General features: G+C 62.5%; 8 protein-coding genes and 1 pseudogene. 2 read left to right on the top strand and 7 right to left on the bottom strand.

Going from position 1 to position 14,091, the window contains the following annotated elements:
- Positions 1-4: 4 nt before the first annotated feature.
- Positions 5-550, bottom strand: coding sequence for a hypothetical protein (locus NGM29_RS06055; RefSeq protein ID WP_254159540.1), 546 nt, complete (start codon positions 548-550; stop codon positions 5-7).
- On the opposite strand from NGM29_RS06055, the gene NGM29_RS06050 reads away from it, so the two are divergent.
- Entirely contained in the window at positions 506-1,153 is a 648-nt protein-coding gene (locus tag NGM29_RS06050; RefSeq protein ID WP_254159539.1) for a hypothetical protein, read from the top strand. The genes NGM29_RS06055 and NGM29_RS06050 overlap by 45 nt on opposite strands.
- Positions 1,154-1,672: 519 nt before the next feature.
- Here NGM29_RS06050 and NGM29_RS21420 read toward each other — a convergent pair.
- A pseudogene (locus NGM29_RS21420) lies at positions 1,673-1,801 on the bottom strand (double zinc ribbon domain-containing protein); the annotation flags it as partial.
- 572 nt (positions 1,802-2,373) lie between these two features.
- Between NGM29_RS21420 and NGM29_RS06045 the strand changes: the two are divergent.
- Positions 2,374-3,066 (top strand): hypothetical protein, encoded by a 693-nt coding sequence (locus NGM29_RS06045; RefSeq protein ID WP_254159538.1) that lies wholly within the window; start codon positions 2,374-2,376, stop codon positions 3,064-3,066.
- Positions 3,067-3,146: 80 nt separating this feature from the next.
- Here NGM29_RS06045 and NGM29_RS06040 read toward each other — a convergent pair whose 3' ends face one another.
- The 5 genes from NGM29_RS06040 to NGM29_RS06020 form a co-directional block, all read right to left on the bottom strand.
- Complete coding sequence (locus NGM29_RS06040; protein ID WP_254159536.1) at positions 3,147-3,341, bottom strand: hypothetical protein; 195 nt, start codon at positions 3,339-3,341, stop codon at positions 3,147-3,149.
- Between the two features lie 30 nt (positions 3,342-3,371).
- Positions 3,372-3,560 carry a hypothetical protein gene (locus NGM29_RS06035; protein WP_254159535.1) on the bottom strand — a complete coding sequence of 63 codons (189 nt, stop codon included), beginning with the start codon at positions 3,558-3,560 and terminating at the stop codon, positions 3,372-3,374.
- 18 nt (positions 3,561-3,578) lie between these two features.
- Positions 3,579-10,958, bottom strand: a complete 7,380-nt coding sequence (locus NGM29_RS06030) for an Ig-like domain-containing protein (RefSeq protein WP_254159534.1) — start codon at positions 10,956-10,958, stop codon at positions 3,579-3,581.
- A gap of 458 nt (positions 10,959-11,416) precedes the next feature.
- On the bottom strand, positions 11,417-12,214 hold the full coding sequence (locus tag NGM29_RS06025; RefSeq protein ID WP_254159533.1) for a helix-turn-helix transcriptional regulator: 798 nt from the start codon (positions 12,212-12,214) through the stop codon (positions 11,417-11,419).
- Between the two features lie 40 nt (positions 12,215-12,254).
- On the bottom strand, positions 12,255-13,907 hold the full coding sequence (locus NGM29_RS06020) for a sodium/phosphate symporter (RefSeq protein WP_254159532.1): 1,653 nt from the start codon (positions 13,905-13,907) through the stop codon (positions 12,255-12,257).
- Positions 13,908-14,091: the final 184 nt, after the last annotated feature.

The following is a 14,091-nucleotide window of genomic DNA, read 5'->3' as shown; positions in this document are numbered from 1 at the left end:
TGTGTCAGCTGTCCGCGAGGTCACCGCCACAGTCCATACAGAAGTCGTTCTCGGCCGGTTCCCTTGAAGAACATAAGGGGCAGACGACGAACGTTTCCGGCTCCGGTTCGCCATCGCTTGGGCCACTCGAGCCTCCCTGGACAATCGTCGTGTCCCCACCGGTCGAATCGCTTCCATCACCGCTTACGATCACGTTATCGGCGGTGTCCTCTGCCGCCGCCTCAGCAGCGCCACCCATGTTTTCCATTGCGCTTTCGCTCGTGCGCTCAATTCGGTCCATCGACTCGCCCATCACATCCTGCACTTCCTCACGGAATTCACGTTGGTCCTCGACCCGCTGGCGTTGTGCTTCAGCCTGGTGGGCCTCCTGTCTAGCCTTTGCAAGTTCGTCACTGTTTTGCGCTCCAAGAGCTTCGAGTTGGTCTGCATCGAGAGCCGTCGCCTTATCCATCTTCGCCAACTCCGCGAGTTCGTCCGTATCCGTCCCCTCGAGACTTGCAAGCGTTTGGGCATCAACGTCATCACGGGCGGTGAGTCGCTCCTGTTCCATCGCCACGTCGTGTTCATCGTCTTCGTGTTCGAGTTCCTGCTCGCGAGCCTGTTTCTCGAGTTTTTGCTCGTCTTTTTTCTGCTTAATATCGAGCAAGTCATCCATCTCGGAGAGCTCCTGGTTGTGTTCGAGCTCTCGACGCTCGACCTCGCCTTTGGTTCGCGTGATCTCGATGTCCTCGTCGTGCTCTACGTCTTCTTGCTCGGTTTGGTGTCGATGCTCGCGCTCTATCTCATCGATCTCTTGGCGTTGCTCGACGGACTGGCGCTCGAGTTCGTGATCGACAACGGCCTCGGTAGCTTCTCGACGAGCGCGATGGCGTTCTTCGTGGACGCTATCATCCGTTTCTCGCTCACGCTCTCGCTGATCGAGGGCTGCTCGCTGATCTTCAAGCGCTTCCGTGTCTTCTCGAATCTCTTGGTCACGATTTCGCTCTCTGATTTCGTCGCGTTTATCGTCATACTCAAACGATCGTACTGCGACGAGTTTGAGCCCATTTCGTTCAAACGTGTCCCGACAACCCGTTTCGATTTGGTCGGCCAGTTCCTGTTTCAGGGACTGATTGCCATACAGGTCCTCGCGATCGTATTCCGCAAGCGTTGATTGAACGATGTCCTCGATTGGCCGGCCGAGTACGCGGCCAAAATCGCTTGTCGCCAACGCTGTCCGTCCGCCCATGAGTGACGTTAAAAACCGCTCTGGGTCATCCAGTGTGATCGTGAGCCCGAGCGTGATTGACACGGGATACTCCGACGCTGTCCGGACATTTTCGAACGTTCGTCGAACGGTCGTTTCCCCGTCATCGACGAGGATAACCGTTCGGCTCCCCTGGTTGATCTCCTGGAGTTGCGTGCGGAGGTCCGTCAGTGTGTGCCGCCCTGGGCCAACCGTCTCGAGCAGGTCGCCATCGCGAAAAATGAGGGCGTTCGCGCCGACCCCGATTTCAATTTCTTTCCGTCGAGTGAGCGTGGCGAGCAGCCCTTCTCCGGAGAGGGATTCGGTATCAACTCGTTTGGCGAACTCATCGGGGGCAAGCCACCACCGCGTTCCGTTGGTGGCCTGTTGGGCTGTGGTTTCGGCATCCGAGACCGCTCGGTCGGTAAGCTTGCGACCACACGACCGACAAAACTTGGCTCCCGGCGGAAGTGATTCATCACAGTCCGGGCACGTCGCCGTCAACGATTCCCCACACTCTGGGCAGAACGCAGCCGTCGATTCGACCGACGATGTGCAATTTGGACAGGTTGTCATAGGTTAGTTGGATGGGTGTTCCCGTCGTCCGGGTACTACCTGACGTAGCCGATTGGAGAGGGAGTTTCGCGCCCCTATGTCATGTGGGGCCTGTCAGTGACCGCTGTGACCAGCGTCTCCCTCGAATACACCCCCTCCTCTCGAGATTCCCGGCCGATTCTACTGGCAATGTGTGTGTGAGATCATAAATAAGTTCGGGCAGTTAACTAGAACGAGCGTGACGGTTCGGTGTCTGAACTCGCCGATGTGCAGCGTAGCAATTGAAGGAGCGAGGCACTAGTCGTGTGGCTCCACCCAAAGCCATCGGTCTTCGTGAATCTAGCACCGAGATTCAGTTAAGGGGTAGAGCGATTCTCACAGGATTTTGGGGCGAAAGCCCATACGTCTTTAGCGGTTCGCTACGGCTGGAACGCGCTCTCCTCGTGAATCAACGCATTTTTGCAATCGGATTAAATTTCACCAAACCATAATATTCAAGCAGTTTGACTTTCATCTAGTGTCAATGTCGACATACCTGAGTGGCTCAACCAGCCCAATAGCCAGCGTCTCGCGATCGACGCGGGAGGTGTAAAATGCCCACCCCACGTACTCGACCAGCGACACTCCGTCGGCGTCGAATACTCGCGTTGCTGGGCGGGAGCGCTCTCGTCGCCCTTGCGGGCTGTACAGGCAGTAGCGATCGCGAGCCCACGGGAGACGAAGATGGTGACGGAAGCCAAACCGACGACGGGGACGATCAGGGCGATGAGGACGGCCAGAACGACGCCGAGTGTCCCAACTGGTCGGCACTTGAGCGGGTCGACCTCGCCGAGTATGGGGTGGAAGACTTTCCGGTGGTTCCCAAATATCCCGCGGAGTGGGAGGCGACCACCGCGTTCGTCGAAGACGACGAGGCAATCTTCGCGGTCGGCGACCCCGACCTGATCAGCGAGTTCGGACAGTCGCTCGACTATGTGTCCATCCAGGTGGAACTCATAAGTGCCGACGGCGCCGTGCCGCCGTGGGATGACTGGCCGACGAAAGACTGGTCAGAGGTCGAAGACGAGACCGACCCGGTCGAGTTCGAAGGCGAGGAGCGCCCCGTCGGGCTTAAAGAAGCGCCCGCGGAGGCCATCTGGCGGTTCAGTGCCGTAGGGCCGAACGAGACGCACATGCTCGTCAGCGTCATCGTCCGAGTCCAATCCGAGGCCTGTCTCGCAGAGATGATGCCCCTCGGCCGGGACGTCCTGGACACGCTCGAATTAAACGCAGACGCGGAGGGGTGATCGGCGACAGTTTTCGACCACAACCGTCGCCTCCGAGCGTCGGTTCCGTTCCAGGCGCGTTCAAGCCCCAACTGGTCCGATCAGCGGCGGGCCCTGAACCAGAACCGCGCCACCACGAGGAGCGCTGCACCGAGTCCGACAGCGATCGTAGCCCGATAGGACGACGCGTTGTCGAACGAAGGATCGTCCGCTCCGTTCGGGTTCTCCGTCCCGTTCGGATCCTCCATCCCGTCCGAGTCTTCCGTCCCGTCTGAGTCCACCGTTTCGTCTGCCATGTTCTCGGCGCCGGGTCGTAGGCGACGACATCAGCGTCCGCAGCCTGCAGGGCCTCGAGGAGGGGGAATCGCCCGGGAGTTCCAGGTGTCGTCGATCTGGGATGTGAACGCGAGGCCGAGGACGGTAATCCGGGCGCCCTCGAAGTCGACGTGGTGTTCGAGGAGGACGAGTAGTCGGTCTGGGTGGCGATTGTTGAGGTCGACGGCGGCCTCGATCACCGTGTGGTCATACCTGTGTCACGGGCGGCCGCGATGAGAGCGACGGTATAGCCACAGCGCGCCGATTCCGACTGAGAGCGCGACGACGGCAGCGATGAGCACCCCGGGGCTGGCCTCCGAGTGCTCCGGGCTCGAAGACGGCGTATCCGACGTCGGTTCCTCATCCATCAGCCCGCCGTCCACCGATTCGTCGGACGAGTCGGAACCGTCCGGCGAATCGGTTCCGGTCGGCTCGTCGGACGAGTCAGAACCGCCCGGTGAATCGGTTCCGGTCGGCTCGTCTGTCGCGGGCGGCGTGGGATCGTCCGCGACTGCTGCTTGCCCGCTTACCGCGAACACCGAGAGGCCAGGGACCGTCGCCTCGAAGACGTGGTGCGTGGCGGTTTCGTCGACGACGCGCATTGATGCGGTCTGCCACTGGCCGTCGTGGTAGCGGTAGACCACGACGTCCGAGGGTGCGAGACCGCGTGCGGCGAGTGTGTCCTTCGAAACACGCAGCCGGAAGGTGACCTCACCGATCTCCTCGTCGGGAATCGAGTGGTCGACGTTCAGGTAGCTGATCGGCGACTCGCCGGACGGCGTGGTATCGGGCGCGCCCGGCGGGGCGTCCTCGCTGACGCTGACGTTCAGCGTGAAGTCGCCGTCGACCAGGGGCGTGATGTTGAGCCCGTCGAGGGTGACGTTGCCCGACCCCGTTCCGGACGTGTCGATGTCAACAGCCGTCCCGTTCTGTGCGTTCTCGACGGAGACGTCGGTCGTCCCGTCGGCCGAGCGGATGACAGTGACGTCAGAACCCGTCCGGCCGGTCGGGGAGTCGGACCCACCGGAATCAGCGCTGGAATCGTCGGAATCAGCGCTGGAGTCGTCGGAATCGGCGCTGGAGTCGTCGGAACCACTCCCCGCGCCGGCGCCAGTATCCCCACCATCGGATCCCTCGGCGCCGTCATCCGAGGTGACGCCGGTACCCGAAAGCCCGAGTTCGAGCACCGGTGTCGTCGTGTCGTCGGTGTGAATCCGCAGCGTGTCGCTGGCTCCCCCGACGGTGGTCGGTTCGAACGATACCGTGACGGTGTGCGTTTCACCGGTCGCGAGCTGTGTCGTCGCGTTACCGGCGACGACGTCGAAGGGCGTCCCCGCGCCCGCCAGGTCGACACCGGACACGGTGAGCGGCGTTCCTCCAATGTTCGTCACCGTGACCGTCTGGGACGCGGTCGATCCGACCTCGGTGTCAGCGAAGTCGACGGCGCCCGGGTCGACTGCGACACGTCCCGGCTGATCCACCTCGACGACGATGATCGAAACCGTGGTGTACGAAGAGGACTCGCCGTCGGCGTCCTGATTCCAGTAGGTGAAGCTGTCAGTGCCCGCAAACCCAGGATCCGGGACGTACTCGAACGTCCCCGATCCCGTCAGCGTCGTCACGGTCCCATTGCTGGGATTGCCGTAGTGCGTCGCCTCGATCGAATCGCCATCGGGATCGTAATCGTTCCCGAGCAGGCCCGGCGCGCTCACGGTCAGGTTCTGGCCCTGTAGCGTGGCGTAGTGGTCGGGAACGGCGACCGGCGCCCGGTTCGGATCGGGTGCGACCTCGATGGTGACCGTGGCGTACGAAGAGGACTCGCCGTGGTCGTCCTGGATCCAGTAGGTGAACGAGTCCGTCCCCACGAAGTCGGGGTCTGGCACGTACTCGAACGTCCCCGATCCCGTCAGCGTCGTCACGGTCCCGTTGCTGGGGTTACCGTAGTGCGTCGTCTGGACCGAGTCGTTATCGGGATCGTAATCGTTCTCGAGCAGGCCCGGAGCGCTCACCGTCAGGTTCTGTCCTTCGAACGCGGTGTAATGGTCGGAAACGGCGACCGGCGCTCGGTTCGGATCGGGTGCGACCTCGATAGTGACTGTACCGTACGAGGAGGACTCGCCGTGGTCGTCCTGGATCCAGTAGGTGAACGAGTCCGTCCCCACGAAGTCGGGGTCTGGTACGTACTCGAACGTCCCCGATCCCGTGAGGGTGGTAACCGTCCCGTTGCTGGGATTGCCGTAGTGGGTCGCCTCGATCGAATCGGCGTCCACGTCGTAATCGTTCTCGAGCAGGCCCGGAGCGCTCACGGTCAGGTTCTGTCCTTCGAACGTGGTATAATGGTCGGAAACGGCGACCGGCGCCCGGTTCGGATCGGGTGCGACCTCGATGGTGACCGTACCGTACGAGGAGGACTCGCCGTGGTCGTCCTGGATCCAGTAGGTGAACGAGTCCGTACCAGTGAAGTCGGGATCTGGCACGTACTCGAACGTCCCCGATCCCGTCAGCGTTGTTACGGTCCCGTTGCTCGGATCACCGTAGTGGGTCGCGCTGAACGAGTCGCCGTTGGGGTCGAGGTCGTTCGCAAGCACGCCCGGGGCGCTCACCGAGAGATTTTGTCCCTCGTACGTGGTGTAGTGGTCGTCTGTGGCAACGGGTGCCGTCCCCGATGGATCGACGACGTCGACGGTGACCGTAGCGTACGAGGAGGACTCGCCGTGGTCGTCCTGAGTCCAGTAGATGAACGAGTCGGTCCCCACGAAGTCAGGGTCTGGGACGTACTCGAACGTCCCTGACCCCGTCAGCGTCGTCACGGTCCCATTGCTGGGGTTACCGTAGTGCGTCGTCTGGACCGAGTCGTTATCGGGATCGTAATCGTTCCCGAGCAGGCCCGGCGCGCTCACGGTGAGGTTCTGGTCCTGCAGCGTGGCGTAGTGGTCGGAAACAGCGACCGGTGGGCGATTCGGTTCAACCACTTCGACGGTGACCGTACCGTACGAGGAGGACTCGCCGTGGTCGTCCTGAATCCAGTAGGTGAACGAGTCGGTCCCCACGAAGTCGGGGTCTGGCACATATTCGAACGTCCCCGACCCCGTGAGGGTGGTGACCGTCCCATTGCTGGGATTGCCGTAGTGCGTCGTCTGGACTGAGTCGCCATCGGGATCGTAATCGTTCTCGAGCAGGCCTGGAGCGCTCACGGTGAGGTTCTGGCCCTTGTCCGTAGTGTAGTGATCCGAAACGACGACCGGTGCCCGGTTCGGATCGGGTGCGACCTCGATGGTGACCGTACCGTACGAGGAGGACTCGCCGTGGTCGTCCTGGATCCAGTAGGTGAACGAGTCCGTCCCCACGAAGTCGGGGTCTGGTACGTACTCGAACGTCCCCGATCCCGTCAGCGTCGTCACGGTCCCGTTGCTCGGATCACCGTAGTGGGTCGCCTCGATCGAATCGGCGTCCACGTCGTAATCGTTCTCGAGCAGGCCCGGAGCGCTCACCGTCAGGTTCTGTCCTTCGAACGTGGTGTAATGGTCGGAAACGGCGACCGGCGCCCGGTTCGGATCCGCCACGACGTCGATGGTGACTGTGGCGTACGAGGAGGACTCGCCGTGGTCGTCCTGGATCCAGTAGGTGAACGAGTCCGTGCCGACGAAGCCGGGATCTGGCACGTACTCGAACGTCCCCGATCCCGTCAGCGTCGTCACGGTCCCGTTGCTCGGATCACCGTAGTGGGTCGCGCTGAACGAGTCGCCGTTGGGGTCGAGGTCGTTCGCGAGCACGCCTGGTGCGTTCACCGTCAGGTTCTGATCCGCGGCCACGACGTAGTGGTCGGCGACCGCGACCGGCGCCCGGTTCGGAGCCACGAGGGTCCCGTTGCCGGAGAGTCCAACAGTCACCGTCGGTTCGTCGGGGTCATCGGTGGACACCACCAGCGACGCGTCGGCCAGGCCGGCCTCGGTGGGTCCGAACTCGACGGTAACATCGTGGGATCCGTCCGCCGGGATCGTCGTCGTCCCGTTCCCCGCCGTCACGGCGTATGCGTCCGCGGACGGTCCGACGAGCTGTGTACCGCCGAACGACAGCGATGCGTTTCCGTCGTTCGACACCGAGACGGTGGCCGTCGTCGTAGATCCTACCAGAACGGTTTCGAAATCAATGGACGTCGGTGAGACCGTCACGTCGCCAGTGGCGTCACCGGTATCGTCACCACCATCACCATCGTCGCTCCCATCGCTCGAAAGCGGCAGCCAGTCGGTGTTGTTCGATCCCTCAAGTTCGTACGGCGCGTCGCAGAAGCCATCGCCGTCGGCGTCGGTACAGGTCTGGCTGTAGCCACTGCCGTCGGGTGAGGCCCAGTAGTTGCCGCCGAGTGCGGGGCCGCCGATCACGTTCGGTCCGGGTGTGTCCGAAACGTTCCAGACGTTGGGGAACACGTCGCGCTCGTAGCCGGGCAAGAACGACTCGTTGATGGCATAGGTCTTGTTGAACGCAGTGGTTCCATTGAAGACGTTGTTGTAGATCAGATGCTCATCACCCTCGTGGAACGTCGGGTCGGTCACGTTCGTCGACGCCCCATCGTCCACAACGGTGGAGGGACCGATCGCGAAGTGGACGCTCTCGCCGTTCCCAGCCAGGGTGTTGTGACTGACGGTCACGTTCGTCGACGGCGGCGTCCAGGTGTAGCGTGGATCACCGTCCGCCGTCTGGTCGACGTGTGAGAGCGTCTGGACGAACGCCAGTCCCTGGTTTGATTCGTTGAAGCGGTTGTCCTCGACGACGACGTCCGTCGTTGCGATGAACTGAATTGCGGCGAGCGAGTTCGTCACCGTGTTGTTTGCGACCGTCCCACCGACGAGGTGATCGAGGACGATCCCCCTGCTCGCTCTGACCTCGGTGGCCGTCTCGTTCCGGTTGTCGGCGATGACGTTGTCGACGAGCGTGATGCCATCGATCCCGAGTGCCGAGCCGACGCGAATTCCAGCGCCGTTTCGCTCGACGTGGTTCTCCGAGACGGTCGCGTCGTCGTCCCAGACGGCGATCCCGAGGTCGTTCTCGACGACGAGGTTGTTCGCGACGGTAGCGTTGTCGGCGACGATCTCATCTTCGCCCTGGGCAGGGAGGGTTCGGCTACCGACGGCGATCCCCGGTCCGGCGGTCCAGCGGACATCGTTGGTGCTGATCGTCGTCTCCGGTGCGTCGACGGCGATGCCGACGTGGGTCGCGTTCGTAACGGCGTTGTCCGAGACCGTTACGCTCCCACCAGCTTCGAGGATCTGGATGCCGACGACGCTCGACTCGAGGCTATTCGCCTCGACGAGGACGTTTGTAGCGTCGGCGACGGTGATCGCCCCGCGGGGCTGGTCGCGCAGTGCGGTGAGTTCGCCGTAGCCGTCGACGTCGTTGCCCGTGACGGCGACCGTGTCGCTTGCGCTGACGTGGATTGCTCGTGCGTCGGTGCCGTTCGTGAAGGTGTTGTCCGCGACCGTGTACTCCTCGACGTTGTTCAGGTATGCCCCGTTGGTGCCGACGAGCGAGACGTGATTCGCGGTGATCGTGACGTTGGACGACTTCGTGCTCAAATACGACGGCCCGGTGGCCTCGATCCCGTTCCTGGAGGCGTTACCGATGGCGTTGCCGTCGATCACCGCGTCACTCGCATACCGGGTCAACACCACGCCGTCGGTCACCCCGTCGATCGTGTTGTGTCGAACGACGAACTCCCGGGTGTTCCGGTTGATGTTCGTCTCGATTCCAGTCGGGCTGTTCGTGACGGTATTGTTCTCCACAACCGCTCCGGTCCCCCCACTGAGGCCGATGCCAGCACGCTCGACGTCGTTGATCGTGTTGTTCGTGATGTGTGCCTCGGTGTAAACGAGCTGGATGCCCACGCCCGTATAGGAGGTCCCCTGGGTCACGCCCTGGATCTCGTTGTTGCGGATCACGGCGCCGTTGCTGTTCTCCATGAGCGAGATTCCGTAGCTGTGCGGGTTGGCAATCGTGTTGTTCTCGATGGTCGCCCGTCGTGAGAGGTCCCGGACGTCGACGACGGTCCCTCCGCCGACGAACTCGTTGTCGCGGATGATGACGTCCTCGGAGCCGAAGAACTCGACTTTCGACCCTTCGACGTAACTGTTTTCGAGGCGGAGGCGGTCGCTGTCGGTCAGCCACACCTGCATCCGATCGAACGTGCCGTTCGTCACGGTGAGGTCGGGCGACTGGGACACGCGCAGCGCCTGGCGAGCGCCGGCCCAATAGGTCTCTTCGAGGGCGACGAGTGAATCGACCGTTGCACCGGGCGAGTCACCGAGGTACATCCCGTAGTGTGAGTCCGAGACGTTCGTGTCGGTGACCGAGACGCTCGTCGAGTTGACGACGTGCAGGCCATACTCGTTGTGCGTCAGGCGGCTCGAGTCCACGGTGAGCCCCTGGACGTGCGCGGCGACGAACGCCTGTCCGGTGTCGGTGCGTTCGAATCCCGAGAGCGTGATGTCGGAGCCGTCAACGACGGCGAGGTACCCCCGGGGAACGCTCCCGTCGAAGGTCATCCCGTCGACGTCTTCGTAGATGTACACCGGCAGACTGTCGACCGTGTTCGACTGGTCGATGTCGTGGCGATAGTGCCCGGACATGGAGAAGCCCCACGTCGAGTTGTCCATCGCGACGTTGCGCATCGTGACGTTCGCCGAGCCAGAGAGCGCCACGCCGTACTCCCCGCCCTCGACGGATACGTCAGTCAGTCGTGCGTTGGGCGAGTTGTCGACGTACACCGCGTCGTCGTCCGGCCCGGTCGCGAACGTACTGTTGCGGACGACGACGTCCTCGCTCCCGTCGACATCGAGCGCGTGCTCCTCCGAGGCGCTCACGGTCACGTTGTCGATGACCGTCCCGTGGGAGTAGTACAACTCGACGCCAAGGCCGTACTCGCCGACGCCGAGCGTCGAGTCGACGATGGAGCCGTTCGTCTCATCAAAGTAAATGGCGCCGTCGTCGAATCCCTCGCCGTTCGATAGCTCCGACGCGAGCCGTTCGACAGTGACGTTCACGGAGTCCTCGGCGTGGAGCCCCCAGTTCGTGTCGTACTGGTGGGTGACGTCCCGAATCGCGACGTTCGAGGCGTACTGGAGCGTGATGCCATCGTCGTTGTTCCTAGTGGTCACGTTCTCGATTCGGACGTCGGTGGTTTCCTCGAGAAAGAGCCCTTCGTCGTTGTTTCGTGCCGTCACGTCCTCGACGGTCACGTCGCTTGCGGACTCAACGTAGATCCCGGCGTACGACGAGTAGACGGTGACGTTCCGGACGGTGACGTTCGAGACGCCAGGCATGACGTGAATCGCCGGATCGCCGCCGCCAATCTCGTGAGCCAGCCCGTCGAACACGACGTCGCTCGCGTTGATCTCGACGATCGGATCGCCGGACGCCGTCAGATCCGAATCGAGGACGTAACAGCCCGACTGGTTGATGACTGTCGCGCTGGACACCGATGTGCAATCGTCGTGACTCGACGCGGCCACAACGCCACCCCCGATCGCGAACACGGCACATGCCGTCATGACTGCGAGCACCAGCGCAGTGATTCGACGAGCCTTCGGGTGCGGCCTGCTCATGATCCCACCGGGAGCGGGCCGTCAGCTGCGTCGATGGCTCGGACAGAATACCAAACCGGTGATTCCGTCAGCAATACCTCTCTCGTGTGTCCTGTGCGTCGGCTCATGGGAAACCCACCGACCGAGGCCCTACCCTCCGTAGATCCCCTAATCGGCTACTGTTAGCCTTCAGGAGGGAAGCGACTTATCACTACCTGTTTATGACATGAACGATGTTCACGGCGTGAACAGAGCCAGAATATAACGCAGACGTGCGGTGAACGCCGCGAAATTGACGGCAACCCACATTCGAGCCACATATGAGCGTTCAATCACGTTCGGTCGTTTGGCAGTGGCCGGCGCTCGAGACGACCACGGGTCGGGTGACCCGTGGAACTCTCGCTGTTTTCTTTAGAGGGGCAGGCGTCGGACGGAAAACCCAGTCAGCAGACGCCGCCCGTCGAGCGAACGCCCACTCCTCATAGGCGGAGATCGGCGCTCCGAATCACTTCAGACCCCCGTCGAATCTCGTCGAACGTTTCCCGGGCCCACTCGAGAACCGTTTCATCCGTCGAAACGAGAAACGCGTTGGGGTAGGCAGATTGGTCGATGGTGCCGATTCCGACGGTCTCGTCGTCGTAGATACCCATCGACACCGGAATCGTCCCGTCGTACCGGTACATCGCAACCTCCTCGAGGTCGAGCAACCGGTCTAACTGGGTGTGCATCGTTGGGTCGCCGCGCATCGATTCGAGCGTCGCCTCGCTGAGGACGACTGCTGAGCGCTGCCCGTGCTTCTCTGCGGCCCGGATCTGGCTGGCGACGGTATCGCTCGTCACGGCGTGGGCGAGGATCCTGACCTCATCGCACTGGTCCATCAACTCCGCGGCGGTCCTGGCGGCGGCGAGTGGGTCGGTCTTGGTCGGAACGCCGACCTCGGCGTCGCGGAAATGTTTGACGTCGATTGTGAGGAACTCCGGCGGCAGGGACGGGGCGAGCGGCGCGAGAAGCGCGGCGACGTCGAGTGTCTCACACAGCTCGATGAGGGCCGAAGCCACCGCCCGCCCGGTCGGCGTCGTGCGGTAGCCGCCGTCTGTCCAGCGGATCCAACCTCGCTCTTGGAGATCAGCGACGATTCGACTGATCGTCACCCGGGATGCACCGGTCTCCAACTGCAAGGAGCGACGTGTATGGGGTCTGTCGACCAGTGCCTCGAGGACCGCGACTCGGTTCCTCGAACGGGCGAAGAACTCGATATCTTCGAGACGCTCGTTCATGACCAGTTATTGTATGACGGGTAAATAAGCGTACAGGAATTTACACACCGCCGCATAGCCGGCTGGCGTTTCTTGGGGCCACGAGTCGCTGGTCGCTAGACCCACTCGTGTACAGCGTCTGTTCGGTGCTGGCGAACCGACTCAGGTTGTGTCCATCGACAGCGATTGGATCCGCTGGGAACGCCTGGGCGCCGGTTGCAGGCCACGACCCGCGCACCAGGACGGGACACGTTGGAGGCTCCGCACCGTCTAACCACCCGTATGTCGGGCCAGGGGGCGCCTCCGCGTCGTAGTAATTCTTGCCGATGCGCGTCAGGTGGTCGTCGCTCGTCCAGTTACCCTCGATATGCGCCTCGGCAAACGTGACCGCCTGGAACTCCGCGGGTGTCGTCGTACTCTCATACGGCAGGACTGGTGGCCCGACGAATGCGAGCGGAACCGAGATGAGTGCACAGACGAGTACCACCGCAGGGAGCGCCGTTTTCAGCAGGAACGATGCTTGCGGACGGGGTCGCCACCCCAGATCTACGACCGCGATTGCGGCCATGATGACGGCAGAGAGATGGATGAACGTCTGCCCGCGCGCGGCGAAGTACTGATACGCCGAGTTCAACTCGGCGATGACCGAAAAGCCGACGAACATCAGCGGGCCGAGAAACAGCGCCAACACGATGGGGCCAACGTCGGCGTCGTCGATTGCGAGTGGGAACCCCCAGACTGCAAACGCGATGAGGATCGTGAGCGGAGCCACATACCACAATAACCGCGGGTGTGTCGAGGCCGTTCCAGGGAACACGTTCGAGACGGCGTTGATCCCCAGGATCGTGAATCCACCGGCAAACGACGTGAGAACCGAGAGACGGAGCAGCGACGGTGTTGTCCCTCGAACGAGAACCACCAGCCCGGCAAAGACGAGCAGACAGACGAGGAACAAGCCGAGTCTGGTCGCGACGTCGCCGAAAAACGGCGGTTGCGTGAGCGTGTAGTACACCCCGAAGTACGCCCAGGAGCCGATGACGATCGTCAGACCATGGACAATCGTCGCTCGAACAGGGGTGCGCCGGAGATGGACAGCCACGAGCGCAGTGAGTGTGAGTGCAGCCATCATCGTACTCAAGTGATGGGTAATGGGAAGCACCACAAGAGCGGTCGCGAACACGATGAACCAGCCCAGGTGCTGGGTCCGCAGGAGACGGTGAAACGCCACCGCACTCACGATGACGAGCAATATGCCGAGTACCTCATAGGAGACGGCGGCCGTTCGTCTGAGATACAGCCCCTCCGTGGCGAGAACGAGGCCGGCGACGGTGGCAACGGCGAGCGTTCGCCGGGCGTCCCAGCCACGATTGTGTGCGATTCGACGCGCGAACGCGAACGCGAACAGGCACGGGACCGTTCCCACGAGGGCAATCGTCGGCTGGCTGATCGAGAGCACGTGCACGCCGGTGACGAGCTGGAGTTGGCTCAGCAGAACCGGGAACACAAACCCCTGTGGATTCGACTGGAGCGGGATGTCGCCAGCAGTGAGGATCTGGCCGGCCTGGGAAGCGAACTTGAAGCCATCCGGGTTGAACGGCAACGGTGTCCAGTGTCGAGGCGCCAGCCGGATGGCGACGCCGACTACGAAGACCAGGGCGACGGCCAGGACTGTGCGGTCCCTCCGTCGACCCCCTCGGCCCGAACGCTCAGCCATTAGCGGTAATAACCCCGTCTCAACCCAAGTAGATTTGCTTCGTTCTCTGTAGTGGAACGAGTGTACAGGCATGAAGGACGTAGTCTGCATAGAGGTGTGCGTTCACGACGGACACCGACGCCGATGATCGTGGCGTGTACCGACTGCTGGGTGGTTGTCTCCCGTGGCTCGACAGAGACGGCGA

This window comes from Natronosalvus rutilus, from assembly GCF_024204665.1.
Taxonomy (GTDB): Archaea; Halobacteriota; Halobacteria; order Halobacteriales; family Natrialbaceae; genus Natronosalvus; species Natronosalvus rutilus.
This window is presented reverse-complemented; position numbering and strand designations above follow the sequence as displayed.

Excerpts from the sequence above, each read along its gene's own strand:
- NGM29_RS06055 (WP_254159540.1), bottom strand. The coding sequence starts at position 550 with ATGGAACAGGAGCGACTCACCGCCCGTGATGACGTTGATGCCCAAACG.
- NGM29_RS06045 (WP_254159538.1), top strand. The coding sequence starts at position 2,374 with ATGCCCACCCCACGTACTCGACCAGCGACACTCCGTCGGCGTCGAATA.
- NGM29_RS06040 (WP_254159536.1), bottom strand. The coding sequence starts at position 3,341 with ATGGCAGACGAAACGGTGGACTCAGACGGGACGGAAGACTCGGACGGG.
- NGM29_RS06030 (WP_254159534.1), bottom strand. The coding sequence starts at position 10,958 with ATGAGCAGGCCGCACCCGAAGGCTCGTCGAATCACTGCGCTGGTGCTC.
- NGM29_RS06025 (WP_254159533.1), bottom strand. The coding sequence starts at position 12,214 with ATGAACGAGCGTCTCGAAGATATCGAGTTCTTCGCCCGTTCGAGGAAC.
- NGM29_RS06020 (WP_254159532.1), bottom strand. The coding sequence starts at position 13,907 with ATGGCTGAGCGTTCGGGCCGAGGGGGTCGACGGAGGGACCGCACAGTC.